Annotated in this window: 7 protein-coding genes; 5 read left to right on the forward strand and 2 right to left on the reverse strand. The window is 69.3% G+C overall.

Annotated features, from left to right (window positions below):
• Positions 1-386: 386 nt before the first annotated feature.
• Positions 387-8,966: a golvesin C-terminal-like domain-containing protein gene (locus tag V4Y03_RS26355; RefSeq protein WP_332436485.1), complete on the forward strand. Its 8,580-nt coding sequence runs from the start codon at positions 387-389 to the stop codon at positions 8,964-8,966.
• A 13-nt stretch (positions 8,967-8,979) separates the two neighbouring features.
• On the forward strand, positions 8,980-9,501 hold the full coding sequence (locus tag V4Y03_RS26360; RefSeq protein WP_317872726.1) for an SMI1/KNR4 family protein: 522 nt from the start codon (positions 8,980-8,982) through the stop codon (positions 9,499-9,501).
• A 100-nt stretch (positions 9,502-9,601) separates the two neighbouring features.
• Here V4Y03_RS26360 and V4Y03_RS26365 read toward each other — a convergent pair whose 3' ends face one another.
• Positions 9,602-10,336 carry a response regulator transcription factor gene (locus tag V4Y03_RS26365; protein WP_332436486.1) on the reverse strand — a complete coding sequence of 245 codons (735 nt, stop codon included), beginning with the start codon at positions 10,334-10,336 and terminating at the stop codon, positions 9,602-9,604.
• Entirely contained in the window at positions 10,333-11,304 is a 972-nt protein-coding gene (locus tag V4Y03_RS26370) for a sensor histidine kinase (RefSeq protein ID WP_332436487.1), read from the reverse strand. Before V4Y03_RS26370 ends, V4Y03_RS26365 begins: the two co-directional genes overlap by 4 nt.
• A gap of 279 nt (positions 11,305-11,583) precedes the next feature.
• Between V4Y03_RS26370 and V4Y03_RS26375 the strand changes: the two genes are divergently transcribed.
• The 3 genes from V4Y03_RS26375 to V4Y03_RS26385 all read left to right on the forward strand — a co-directional run bounded on the left by V4Y03_RS26375 (position 11,584) and on the right by V4Y03_RS26385 (position 13,819).
• The gene (locus V4Y03_RS26375) at positions 11,584-12,069 is read left to right on the forward strand and encodes a cation:proton antiporter regulatory subunit (RefSeq protein ID WP_332436488.1); all 486 of its coding nucleotides are present in this window, start codon (positions 11,584-11,586) and stop codon (positions 12,067-12,069) included.
• A 7-nt stretch (positions 12,070-12,076) separates the two neighbouring features.
• Positions 12,077-13,342 (forward strand): cation:proton antiporter, encoded by a 1,266-nt coding sequence (locus tag V4Y03_RS26380; RefSeq protein ID WP_332436489.1) that lies wholly within the window; start codon positions 12,077-12,079, stop codon positions 13,340-13,342.
• 72 nt (positions 13,343-13,414) lie between these two features.
• On the forward strand, positions 13,415-13,819 hold the full coding sequence (locus tag V4Y03_RS26385) for a BlaI/MecI/CopY family transcriptional regulator (RefSeq protein WP_332436490.1): 405 nt from the start codon (positions 13,415-13,417) through the stop codon (positions 13,817-13,819).
• Positions 13,820-13,823 lie beyond the last annotated feature (4 nt).

Genomic DNA, 13,823 nt, shown 5'->3' on the forward strand with positions numbered 1-13,823 from the left:
GCCCTACATCATCACGCGCCAAGAATTCCAATCCCCCGACATACCGGCCCACTCGTGCGGTCTCTCCGCGATTCCCTCAGTGAAATGCACTATTTGGCCGAGCGCTTGACGGGGTGTCATGCCCGTGAATAAGAATCTCCCCCGCCGTCAGCGGTGCATCTCTCGCCAGGCCGTCTCCATGTTTCGGAGGTGGCCCGGTTTGGCGTGTCCTGGGGTGTTTTCGCTGGTGGTTCGGTGCGTTCGTGTCGGTGAGGGGGGTCCCTTGCCGGTGCGTCGGCGCGCTTCCGTTCGCGTGTGTGCGCGAGGGGTTCCTGGAAGGGATTCGAGTGAGATTCAGATACGGGCGGGCGATAGCCTGCCTCGTGGTTTCGGCTATCGCCGGGACCATGTTGCCACAAGTCGCTTATGCAGCACCGGTTTCCGCCGATGACGGCGAGGGTATTGTCGACGCCCTCTCCGGGTGGTTCTCGGACGGCGACGACAAGGCCGGCGCGCCCGTCGCGCCGGCGCAGCCCGGCACCGGTGGGACTCCGGTGCTGCCCAGCCGGGAGCGGCTGCCGAAGGGCAAGGCGGCGGCCAAGCCGAAGCGGGTCGCGGAGCTGACGGGACGGCGCACGCCGACCGCCCGCTACTGGCAGCTGTCCGACGGCCGGGTGCAGGCCGAGGTGTCGGCCGTGCCGACCGCGTACCGGACGGGGAAGTCCTGGAAGGGCATCGACCCGACGGTCGTACGGACCGGCGGCGGTGACTTCGCGTACACCAACGCGACCAACACCGCCCGCAGTTGGTTCGGCACCGACCCCGGCAGGCTGCTGCGGTTCGAGGCCTCCGACGGGCACGCGGTGACGCTGGGCCTCCAGGGTGCCGCCGGGCTCGCCCCGGTGGCCGAGGGCGACACCGTCACCTACAAGGACGCCGTCCACGGCGCCGACCTGTCGTACCAGGTGGGCCCCGGGCGGGTGAAGGAGAACATCGTTCTCGACCGCCGGCCCGCGGGGCCGGTGTCGTTCACCTTCACCCTCGACTCGGGCGGGCTGACGCCGAGGGCGGGCAAGGACGGCTCGATCGGGTTCTACGGCGAGGGCGCCGACCCGGTCCTGGTGATCCCGGCCGCGTTCATGACGGACACGGCCGCCGACGCCCGTTCGCCGTACGGCACCGGCTACAGCTCCGCCGTCGAGCAGCGGCTCACCCGGGCGGGCAAGGGCTGGAAGCTCACCGTCGTACCGGACGCGGCCTGGCTGGCCGCGCCCGAGCGGAAGTACCCGGTCACGATCGATCCGACGATCTCGATCGCTCCGACGCCGTCCACGGCGCAGGACGTGATGATCTCCTCGGACGGTCCGACGACGAACTACGACGACAACTGGCGGTTGTCGGTCGGCAACACCAGCACCGGCGCCTCGCGCGCCCTGCTGCGGTTCCCGCTGACCGGTGTCCCGGCCGGTACGAAGCTCGACTCGGCCGATCTGAAGCTGTACTACGACCAGACCCACACCACCGGCGACACCGAGGTCCAGCTGGAGGCGCACCGCGCCACCCAGGCCTGGACCGAGGCGCAGGCCACCTGGAGCAACGCCAACGCGATCACCGGTGAGCTGTCGGGCACCTCGGTCGTCGTGGACGACGGCGACGCCGGACGGACGGCCGCCGTCGGCGCCTGGCCGGCGTCGGGGAACACCGCGTACACGCAGTACGCCGTCAACCAGGACTACCTGTACAACAAGGACACGGTCGCGGGCGACACGTACACCTGGCAGCCGAGTCTGCCCGAGGACGGTACGTACCAGGTCGAGGCGCACAGCATCCCGGCCTCCGACCGCGCGACGAACGCCCCGTACACCGTCACCTACGACGGCGGCAGCAAGGTGTACAGCGTCGACCAGCAGGCCGGTACGGCCGGAGTCTGGAAGACGCTCGGCTCGCACCCGTTCAAGGCCGGCACCCTCGGCAAGATCGTCCTCGGTGACGGTCCCGCGTCGACCACGACCTCGGTGATCGCGGACGCCGTCCGCTTCACCAAGGGCGGCGTGGTCACCAAGCAGCCCGGCGAGCTGAATACCTGGCACACCTTCCCGGTGACCAGGACCGTCCAGTCCTGGATCGACGGCGCCAACGTCAACAACGGCTTCGTGATCAAGGCCGGCGACGAGAGCGCGACCGGTCCCAAGGGCGGACCGCGCTACGAGGGCAGCGAGTTCGGGTACGGCGGCGAGACCGCCAACTACCCGCGGCTCGTCCTGACTTTCGGCCGGCAGGGCGTCGACCTCGCCGCGCCGACCACCATCCACGACACCGGCGCGGAGCTCAACTGGTCCGCCTACCGGGACGCGGACCCGATCGCGACCGGCGACGACATCGTCGAGTACCAGGTCCACCGGTCGATCAACCAGACCTTCACGCCCTCGGCCGCGACCCTCGTCGCGCCCGTGGCGTCCACGGTGACCAGCTTCACGGACACCTCGGGCACCCCGACGAAGGCCGACGACCCCGACCCGTTCGGCCGCGCCTACTACTACATGGTCGCGGTCAGGACGAAGGACGGCCAGGTCGTCGCCGCGCCCACGCAGCTCGTACGGCTGCCGAAGGCCGGGCGGACGACGAAGGTCCTCGACGCGACGCAGGACACCACCCTGTCCTCGACGCGGACCACGTCCACCCACGACACCATCGACGACGCCGGCCCGAAGAACTGGCTGTCCGTCGGCAACAACTCCGCCACCTACGGCGACACCCGCGCCCTGCTGAAGTTCCCGGCGCTCGGCATCCCCGCCACCGCCCGGGTCCTGGACGCCAAGGTCCGCCTCTGGAGCACCCAGACCGCGCAGGACACCACCGGCGCCGTCTACGAGCTCCGCCCCCTCACGCGTGACTTCGACGAAGCCACCGCCACCTGGGTCAAGGCGAACGCCACCACCAACTGGACCGCTCCGGGCGGCGACTTCGGCGCCTCGGTCGCGGACACCGGGGCCAAGACCAACGACCCGGCGCGCCACGACTGGAACGTCACCTCGCTCGCCCAGTCGTGGGTGACCACCCCGTCCTCGCAGAACGGCGTGGTCATCAGGACGGCCGACGAGGCCGCCTCGCAGGAGCGGACGCTGTTCCTCTCCTCGGAGGGCGCCGAGACCCGTCTGCGCCCCCGCATGGTGGTCACGTACATCGACTCCACCACGGAATCGACGTACTACGCGCCGCAGACCCCGGCGCGGATGACGCCGAACACCGACTACACGGTCGACTTCACCCTCACCAACACCACCGCGTCGACGTGGAAGGCCACCGACCGGGTCCTCAGCTACACCTGGGCCCTGCCGGACGGCACCGACGTCACCAACGGCGGCAACCAGATCCAGACCGCGCTGCCGGTCGACGTCGTCCCCGGGGACAGCGTGTCCCTGCAGGCGAAGGTCAGGACCCCGATCAACTCGGCCTCGGGGAACAAGCGCACGGACTACGTCCTCAACTGGGACGTGTACGACAAGACCACGGGGACCTGGGCTTCCGGCACGGCCGGCATCCCCGGTCTGAAGCAGAACGTGGCGGTGGAGGACCCGACCTCCAACCAGCTCGGCATGGAGAAGTTCTACGTCTACACGGGCAAGAACACCGGTGCCGGCTCGACCGTCATGAGCAACCTGGCCTCCGGCAACACCGTCTGGCAGTACAACGCGTTCACCAACCCCGGCCGCGGTGTCACCACCTTCGCCCGGTTCGCGTACAACAGCCTCGACACCTCCGACACCGTCTCGGGCTCCGGCTGGTCCTTCCAGGCCTCCGGCCCGATCCGGCTCGGCGCGCCGCTGGAGTTCCACCCGAAGCCCCACCCGACCGAGATCCGGCTCCCGGACGGCGACGGCACCACGCACGTCTTCCGTGAGCAGGCGGACGGCTCCTGGAAGGCCCCCGCGGGCGTCCACTACAGGCTGACGGCCAAGCCCGGTCTGGACTGCACCCCGCTGAAGGACCCGGTTCCGGACGCCTGGACGATGACCCGTCCCGACGGCACCCGGTTCGTCTTCGGATGCGACGGCTACATGACGTCGGCGGTCGAGAAGAACGGCAACACGCAGACGTACACCTACGAGGAACGGAAGTCGAACAACAAGCCGACCAAGTTCCTCAAGTACGTCACCGACCCCGTCGGCCGTCAGTCGCTGACGATCGAGTACTACTCCAAGGCCGACGGCAACAACCCGAAGATCATCGACCACATCAAGTCGATGACCGACATCTCGGACCGCAAGGTCACCTTCGAGTACTCCGACAAGGGCCTGCTCACCAAGATCACCGACGGTGCCGGCTCCAGCCAGCCGAAGGTCTACGGCTTCGAATACGACGCCACGCAGGGCAACAAGAACGTCAAGCTGGTCAAGGCCACCGACCCGCGCGGCAACGCCACCTCCCTGGCGTACAACTCCCCGCAGACCGGTGACGACCCGAAGTACCACTGGTGGACCAAGACGATCACCGACCGTCTCCAGGGCACCACGGGCTTCACGTACGCCGTCGATCCCGGCAACGCCAAGTTCACCGACACCCGGGTCACCGACGCCGAGTCGCGTTCCTCCGACTACGTGACCGACGACTTCGGCCGCGCCGTCCTGTCGACGAACGCCAAGTCGCAGGCCATGAAGATGTCGTGGGACGCGGACAACAACGTCGTCTACACGGAGGAGAGCAACGGCGCCAAGACCGCGTACTGCTACGACCAGAAGACGGGCTACCCGCTCTGGAAGCGCGACGCGGAGAACAACAAGGCGGGCGTGCCCGCCCAGAGCGAGTGCGCCCCGGGCGTCTACCCGGCGAACTCCTCCCGGTACACGTACCAGACCCGTTCCGACGGCTACTCGGCCGACATCTTCACCAAGGCCTCCCCGGAGGGCCGGACCTGGCAGTTCGGCTATGACACCTTCGGCAACCTGAAGACGGTCACCGACCCGAAGGGCGTCGCCACCGCGACGGCGGGGGACTACACCACCTCGTACGAGTACGACGCCTACGGCCAGCTGACCCGGGCGGTCGACGCCAACGGCAACGCGGACACCAACAGCGGCTTCGGGCCCGCGGGCTTCCCGACCACGATGACGGACGCGCTCGGCAAGTCGTCGACCTTCGTCTACGACGAGCGCGGCCAGGTCCGCGAGGTCATCGACGCGCTGGGCAAGAAGACCACCCAGACGTACGACGTCTACGGCCGTCCGATGGTCAAGACCGAGCCCAAGAACCAGGCCACGGGCGACCTGATCACCGCTCCGGCACCCGTCTACGACGCCAACGACAACGTCACGACGTCGACGGCGCCCAACGGCGCGGTGTCCGAGGCGGTCTACGACGCGGCCGACCAGATCACCTCGGCGACCGAGCCGAAGTACACGCCGACGTCGAGCGAGCGGAAGACGACCTACACCTACGACAAGGTCGGCAACCTCAGGACGACGACCGAGCCGAAGGGTTCGCTGACCACGGCGGACGCGACGGACTTCGTCACGACCAACTACTACAACGAGATCTACCAGCTCAGCTCCGTCACCAACGCGAACGGTGACAGGGTCAGCTACGAGTACGACAACGTCGGCAACACGACCAAGGTCGTCGACCCGAAGAAGAACGCCACCGCCGACACGGCCGACTACAGCTCCCTGTCCGTCTACGACCTGAACCACCGGGTCACCTCGGTCACGGACGCCGCCGGCAAGACCACCAGGAAGGCCTACGACAAGGACAACCTGGTCGTCTCCACGACCGACGCGGAGAACAACACCACGCTCGTCAGCTACGACGAGCGCGGCAAGCAGACCGAGGTCAAGGTCCCGCGCAGCGGCACCTCGCCGATCGTCCACCGCACGACCCGGTACGAGTACGACCAGGTCGGCAACGCCACCAAGGTGATCAGCCCGCGCGCCGTCGAGGCGGGCACGACCACGGCGTTCACCTCGCGCACCGAGTACGACGCGCTGAACCGGCCCAAGCGCCAGTACCAGCCGTACGACCCGGCGGACACCCGGCACAACGACCCGAACGTCTACACCGAGACCGAGTACGACGCCGTGGGCCGGGTCTCCACGACCTCGATGCCGCCCTCCGAGGGGCAGACGGTCCGCAACGTCACCAAGGTCGACTACTTCGACAACGGCTGGACCAAGAGCACCACGGACCCGTGGGACATCTCCACCACCTACGACTACAACGCCGTGGGCCAGCAGACGGCCAGGACGCTGACCTCGGCGGGTGGCTCGTCCAACCGCACGATGACGTGGTCGTTCTACCCGGACGGCAAGGTCAGGTCGCGGTCCGACGACGGTGTTCCGGTGGGCAAGTCGGTGGTCCTGGTGGACAACTCCGACACCCAGCACATCGCCGCCACGGGCACCTGGGCCACGGGGAACATCACCGGTCAGCAGGGCTACGACCACCGCACCCACGCGGCGGGCGCGGGCACGGACGCCTTCACGTGGACGCTCGACATCCCCAAGGACGGCACGTACACCGCGTACGTGAAGTACCCGAAGGTGACCGGGGCCGCCACCACCGCGAAGTACACGCTCACCCACGGCACCACCACCGAACCGGCGGTCACCAAGGACCAGAACGCCGCCACCGGCACCTGGGTCGCCCTCGGCCGCTACGCCCTCAAGCAGAGCGAGGGCGCCAAGCTCAAGCTGGACCAGAACAGCGCGGGCATCGTGGTCGCGGACGGCGTCAAGCTGGTCCGTGACAACGCCACCGAGACCGACAACGAGAAGCGGACCTTCGACTACTCCTACGACGTCAACGGCAACCTGACGTCGATCGGCGACACCTCGCCCGGGACGAAGGTCGACGCCTACTCCATCGCCTACACCGGCCTCAACCAGGTCCAGAAGGTGACGGAGTCGCTCTCCGGCGTCGAGAAGAAGGCCACGTCGTACACGTACGACGCCAACGGCCAGTCCGACACGGTCACCCACCCGAGCCAGTTCTCCAAGTACACCTACGACCTCCGGGAGAAGGTCAGGACGGTGTCCGTCGGCAAGTCCGCGACGGACAGCGACCCCAAGGTGACCTCGTACACCTACACCGACCGCGGCCAGAAGCTGAAGGAGACCAAGGACAACGGCAACACGGTCGACTACACCTACTTCCTCGACGCGGCGCTGAAGTCGACGACGGAGAAGAAGGCGGACGGCACCACGCTGGTCGCCTCGCACACGTACGCCTACGACGCCAACGGCAACAAGTCGCAGGACGTCGCGAAGAAGATGAACGCCGACAACCGCACGGCGTACCTCGACTCCACGACCGACCTCACCTACGACCCGGCCGACCGGCTCACCAAGTCGGTCAAGTCGGGCAACGGCGCGGGCACGGAGACGTACCTCCACGACGACAACGCCAACGTCATCAGCCAGACCGTCAAGGGCGCGACCACCACGTTCCAGTACGACCGGAACAGGCTGCTGACCGCGACGACCTCGGGTGCCACGGCGGCCGACTACAGCTACGACCCGTTCGGCCGCCAGCAGTCGGTCAGCTCCGGCGGCAAGGTCATCGAGCGGAGCGTGTACGACGGCTTCGACCACGTCGTGGAGTCCCAGAAGCTGGACGCCGGCGGCGCGATGAAGTCGACGACGTACACCTTCGACCCGCTGGACCGCACCGCCACGAAGACGGCGGGCGGCAAGACCACCGACTTCGAGTACCTCGGCCTGTCCAGCGAGGTCCTCGACGAGAAGGTCGCCGGCGCGCTGACCAAGTCGTTCCAGTACAGCCCCTGGGGCGAACGCCTGTCGCAGACCAAGCACAACACCGACGGGACGACCGAGGACGGCTACTACGGCTACAACAGCCACACCGACGTCGAGACCCTGACGGACAAGAACGGCGACACCAAGGCCACCTACGGCTACACCGCCTACGGCAACAACGACGCCACCGAGTTCACCGGCATCGACAAGCCCGAGACCGGCCAGCCGGACAAGGAGGAGTACAACCCCTACCGCTACAACGCCAAGCGCTGGGACGCCCAGTCGGGCACGTACGACATGGGCTTCCGCGACTACAACCCGGGGCTCAACCGCTTCACCACCCGGGACATGTACAACGGCGCCCTCGCCGACATGAAGCTCGGCTCGGACCCCTTCACCGGGAACCGGTACGCCTTCACCGGCGGCAACCCCACCAGCCTCGTCGAGCTGGACGGCCACTTCGCCATCCCGCTGATCTGGTGGGCGGGCGCCGCGCTCGTCACGGCGCTGTACGCGGCGACGCCGCAGGGCCAGCAGAACCTCGCGGACGCGAGCACGGCCCTCGGCAGCATGCTGATGCCGTCGGCGAGCGACGTCGACTCCGACTCCTCGTCCGACAACGAACCGCGTCCGGGTCCCACCCCGCAGCCGTCGCCGGGCCCCCAGCCCCGGCCCGCGCCGCGGACCACCGACACCAACAACCCGACGTGCGACCCGATGCCTCTGGTCGACGGCGGGCGGGTCTACGGCGGCCTGGAGGAGTACACGGACCACCAGGGGAACAAGGGCTGCCGGGCGACCGGTGCCTGGGCGTTCCTGACCAAGTCCGACCGCAGGTCGCGCACCGGGGCCGGCGGCCTTCCCAAGTGCTCCGAATGCGAGCCCTCCGTGCAGCCCGACGGCATGGGTGAGATCGCCGCCGGAGGCGGAAGTCCGCAGGCAGGGCACCTGATAGGTTACTGGGGCAAGGGCACCGGACAGGATGTGCGCAACCTCGTCGCTCTGCACGGCAGGGCGAACGCGAGGATGGCCAGCAAGGTTGAATCCTTCGGGTGGAAGCATTTGACTGGCGACAACAAACTGTTCATGTCGGTCGTGCCCATCTACGGTGACCCGCATTCGGCCGTCCCCACGCTCGTGCAGGTGGGAATGACCGCGTACGGCCCCCAGGGGGACATCGTGGAAAGCTATTCGTGCACCGCGATCAACTCCCCGACCGGCATCGGCTCGACGTGCTAGAAGGGGCCTAGAGGTGGCAACGCTTTCCGAGATACGAGCCCTGTTGGGCGAATCCCGGTTCAACTGGTCGGATCCGGCACCGTGGACCGAACTGGAGCAGGAATTCGGCATCGCGTTCCCCGCGGACTTCCGCGAGGTCGTGGACGCCTACGGTTCGGTCTCGATCAACGGGCAGTTGTATCTGAAGCACCCCGCGAGCCATCTGCTGCACAACCTGGGCAAGGAGCTCAGGATGGACCTCGAGTTCTGGCGCGAGGAGGACATGGCCGAGTTCCTGCCCAGCCGGGCGGGAACGGCCCCCGGGGAGATGCTCCCGGTGGCGACGGCCACGACGGGCGAGGCGATCTTCCTTCGCGTCCCCGACGGACCCTCGTCGCCCTGGCGGGTCGTGGTCCAGGAGATGGACAGTCCCTCGTGGACGCTCTACGAGATGACGTTCGGCGAATGGCTGCTGGCGTATCTCAAGGGGCGGGACGTGATGTTGTGCTCGCGCAACCACGCGCCTGACGGGCCGTTCTACGAGCCCCTTCCCTGAGGACGAACGCGACGGTACCCCCCGGCCCTTCCGGCCGGGGGGTACCGGTGTGTCCGGGGCCGGTCGGGGCCGGTCGGGGGGGCTTGGGGGGACCTCCGCCTCAGGGCTCGATCAGGCCCACTCTGATCGCGTACCGGGTCAGCTCCAGGCGGTCCCGCAGGCCGAGCTTCTGGAGCAGGTTCGCCCGGTGGCGTTCCACCGTCTTCGGGCTGATGACCAGCAGATCACCGATCTCCTTCGAACTGTGGCCCTCCGCCACCAGTTTGAGGATCTCCTCCTCGCGCTCCGTGACCGCCTTGGCCGGCAGCGGCCTGCCCCGCTCCGCGCGGTCCAGATACGTGCGGATCAGGGCCGTCTCGGCGCCCGGGTAGATGAACGGTTCGTCGCGGACGGCCGCCCGGCAGGCCTCGACCAGGTCGCGGTCCGCCACCGACTTCGGGACGTAGCCGCTCGCGCCCGCCTTCAGGGCCTCGAAGAAGTACTGCTCGTTCTCGTACATCGTGAGGATCAGGATCCGCAGCTCCGGCCGGAGGCGGCTGAGTTCGCGGGCCGCCTGGAGACCCGTCATCCGGGGCATCGAGATGTCCAGGACGACCAGGTCGATCCGTTCGGACCGGGCCAGGGCCACCGCCTCCGCCCCGTCCGCCGCCTCGGCCACGACCGTGAGGTCCGGTTCCGCGTCGAGGATGAGACGGACCCCGCCGCGCACCAGCGCGTGGTCGTCGGCGAGGAGGATGCGGGTGGGGGGTGTCGGCTCGGCGCCGTCGATCGATTCTGCCGATCCCGCCGATCCCGCCGATCCCGTCGGCTCGGCCGGCTCCGTCGGATCCGTCATGGCGTCGGCCTGTACGTCGTGGTGTCGAGCCTGTCCGTCGTGGTGTCGAGGCGGACTTCCGTTCCGCCGTCCGGGCCGTCGTGGACCGCCAGCTCGGCACCGATCAGCAGGGCCCGCTCCCGCATGCCCATGAGGCCCGCGCCGTCGGGCGTCCGGCCGATCCCACGGCCGTCGTCCCTGACCAGGAGGCCGACCCCGCCGTGGGGGAGGCGGCGCAGATACAGGTCCACCTGGGTCGCCGCAGCGTGGCGCGCCGCGTTCGTCAGGCCCTCCTGGGCCACCCGGTAGATCACCAGCTCCGTCCCTTCGTCGAGTTCCGGCAGACCCGGCTCGATGCGCGCCCGCACCGTCACCGCGCGGGTCGAGAACTCCGAGGCCAGCGACCTGAGCGCGCTGTGCAGCCCCAGCTCCTCCAGCACCCCCGGGCGCAGCCGGCGCGCGATGCGGCGGATCTCCTCAAGCCCGGCCCGTGTCGTCTCCTGCGCCTGGTGGAGCTCGGACCGCAGCTCCACGGGCGCGTGGTCCGCCGTGTGCCTCAGCTGGAGCAGTACGGCCGTCAGGGTCTGGCCGACCTCGTCGTGCAGCTCCCGCGCGATGCGCCGGCGCTCCTCCTCCTGCGCCGAGAGCGCCCGCGCGGTGCTGGCGGCCCGCTCGGCTTCGAGCCGGTCGAGCATCGTGTTGAACGTACGGGTCAGGGCGGCGATCTCGCCGTGCCCGGACACCTCCGGGCGTCGGCCGGGCCGCCGGAGGTCCGCCGTCCGCATCGCCCGGGTGAGGCGCTGGAGCGGGGCGAGCGCGACCCGGAGGAGGAAGCCGTTGGCGAGGAGCATCGCGACCAGGCCCGCCACGAGCACGAGCGCCTCACCGAGGAGGACGGGCGTGGAGACCGTCACCGGGCCGAACAGCAGCAGGACTGCCACGACCAGGACCGAGGCGTTGAGCAGGAAGATGCGCCAGTACAGCGACACCGCGCCTCCTCTCCCGTCGCGCCCGCACCTGTCGACGCCTGCTCCCATGGGCCCTGCCGGGCCTCTGACCTGCGGAGGGATCCAGGTCCCCCGTCCATCCTGACCAGCTTCACGGGGTCCTGTCCATCCGTGCCGACACCCATGTTCCGGCGCTCCCGGCGGATGACACCATGGCCCGCGCACCTCGACCATCCATGGCCGTCCAGGATCACTCACGACCGGCCATGGCCGCTCTCGATCACCCCTGATCACCTGAGACCCATTGGAGGCGACGGGCCTGTGCCTGCTCCGCGGATGAGAACGACACCCCTGCCCGGCATCGGAGTGCAGTACGACTTCACCACCCGGGAGCACCGCCATCTGTCGGTGATCGCCCACCGCGACGGCACCCGGACCGTGAACGTGTACCGGGGCGACGACCCCGACGCCTGTGCGCAGTCCCTGCACCTCACGGAGGCCGAGACGGCCTCGCTGATCGACGCGCTGCTGCCCACGCACCACAGCGCGAACGTCCTGCACACCACCGACCTGGGGCTCGTCGCCGAACGCATCGAGCTCTCCGCGCACTCGTACTGGAACGGGCGCCTGCTCGGCGACACCCGGATGCGGACCGAGGCGGGTGCCTCCGTCGTCGCCGTACTGCGCCGCTCCGGGGCGATACCGTCCCCGACGCCCGCCTTCCGGTTCGCCGGCGGCGACACGCTCATCGTCATCGGCACCCGCGAGGGCGTCGACGCGGCCGCCGCGATCCTCGGTCAGGAGTGAGGGCCCTGTGCATTCCGCGGTCTTCCTGATCGAATTCGGCGCCATCATCCTCGGACTCGGCCTGCTCGGGCGTCTCGCCGGCCGGTTCCGCTTCTCCCCGATCCCGCTCTACCTCCTCGCGGGACTCGCCTTCGGCAAGGGCGGCCTGCTGCCGCTCGGCGCCAGCGAGGAGTTCGTCGCCATCGGCGCCGAGATCGGCGTCATACTCCTGCTCCTCATGCTCGGCCTCGAATACACGGCGAGCGACCTCGTCTCCAACCTCAAGACCCAGTACCCCGCGGGACTCGTCGACTTCAGCCTCAACGCCCTGCCCGGCGCTGCCGCCGCGCTGCTTCTCGGCTGGGGACCCGTCGGAGCCGTCGTCCTCGCCGGCGTCACCTGGATCTCCTCCTCAGGAGTCATCGCCAAGGTCCTCGGCGACCTCGGGCGGCTGGGCAACCGCGAGACCCCGGTGATCCTCAGCATCCTGGTCCTCGAAGACCTCGCCATGGCCGTCTACCTGCCCATCATCACCGCCCTGCTCGCCGGGGTGGGCCTCGCGGCCGGCAGCGCGACCCTCGCCATCGCCCTGGGCGTGGCGGGCGCGGTGCTCTTCGTCGCCGTCCGCTACGGCAGGCTGATCTCCCGCTTCGTCTCCAGCGACGACCCGGAGAAGCTGCTGCTCGTCGTCCTCGGGCTGACCCTGCTGGTCGCCGGTGTGGCCCAGCAGCTCCAGGTCTCCGCCGCCGTCGGCGCCTTCCTCGTCGGCATCGCGCTCTCCGGGGAGGTCGCCGAGGGCGCCCACGCCCTGCTGAGCCCCCTGCGGGATCTGTTCGCCGCGGTGTTCTTCGTCTTCTTCGGTCTGCACACCGACCCGGCCAGCATTCCCCCGGTGATCCTCCCGGCGTTCGCGCTGGCCGTCGTCACCGCGCTGACGAAGATCGCCACCGGCTACTGGGCCGCCCGCCGGGCCGGTATCGGCGTCAAGGGACGCTGGAGGGCGGGCGGCACCCTGGTGGCGCGCGGCGAGTTCTCGATCGTCATCGCCGGGCTCGCCGTCTCCGCCGGGGTGCAGCCCCAGCTGGGGCCGTTCGCCACCGCCTACGTCCTGGTCCTCGTGGTGATCGGGCCGCTCACCGCCCGCTTCACCGAACCGGTCGCCGCGTACGTCAGCCGGCTCCGGACCCCCGCCTCCCCGGTGGACGCACCGGCGTCCGAGGCGGCTCGCGGGGCCGACGTACCGGCTGCCGGGCCCGAGGCACGCGACACGGAGTCAGCCCCCGACCGGGTGTGAGGGCGTCGCCCCACGGCGCCGGTTCCGCCGTTCAGTACGATGGGCTGCTGTTCTGACGCGGAGGAGGGCGAGATGACCGAACGGGACGACATCGGGGCGGAGTCCTCCCCGCCCAGGCGCGGTCAGGGGCAACTGGAGGCACAGGTGCTCGCCGCGCTCCGTGCGGCGTCCGAGCCGGTGCCGGTGGCATGGGTACGGGAACGCCTCGGCGGCGGCCTCGCCTACACCACCGTCATCACCATCCTCACCCGTCTCCGGGCGAAGGGCGCCGTCGAACGCGAGCGCGCCGGCCGGTCCTTCCGCTGGACGGCGGTCGGCGACGAGGCCGGGCTCGCCGCCCTGCGGATGCGGAAGGTGCTGGACGCGGAGGCGGACCGACAGGCGGTCCTGGCCCGGTTCGTCACCGGCCTTTCGCCGAACGAAGAGCGACTGCTTCGTGAACTGCTCGCCAGGAACGCCGAGGACGAGGAAGGCTAGCCTC

The sequence above is a fragment of the Streptomyces sp. P9-A4 genome (assembly GCF_036634195.1).
In the GTDB taxonomy this organism is placed as follows: domain Bacteria; phylum Actinomycetota; class Actinomycetes; order Streptomycetales; family Streptomycetaceae; genus Streptomyces.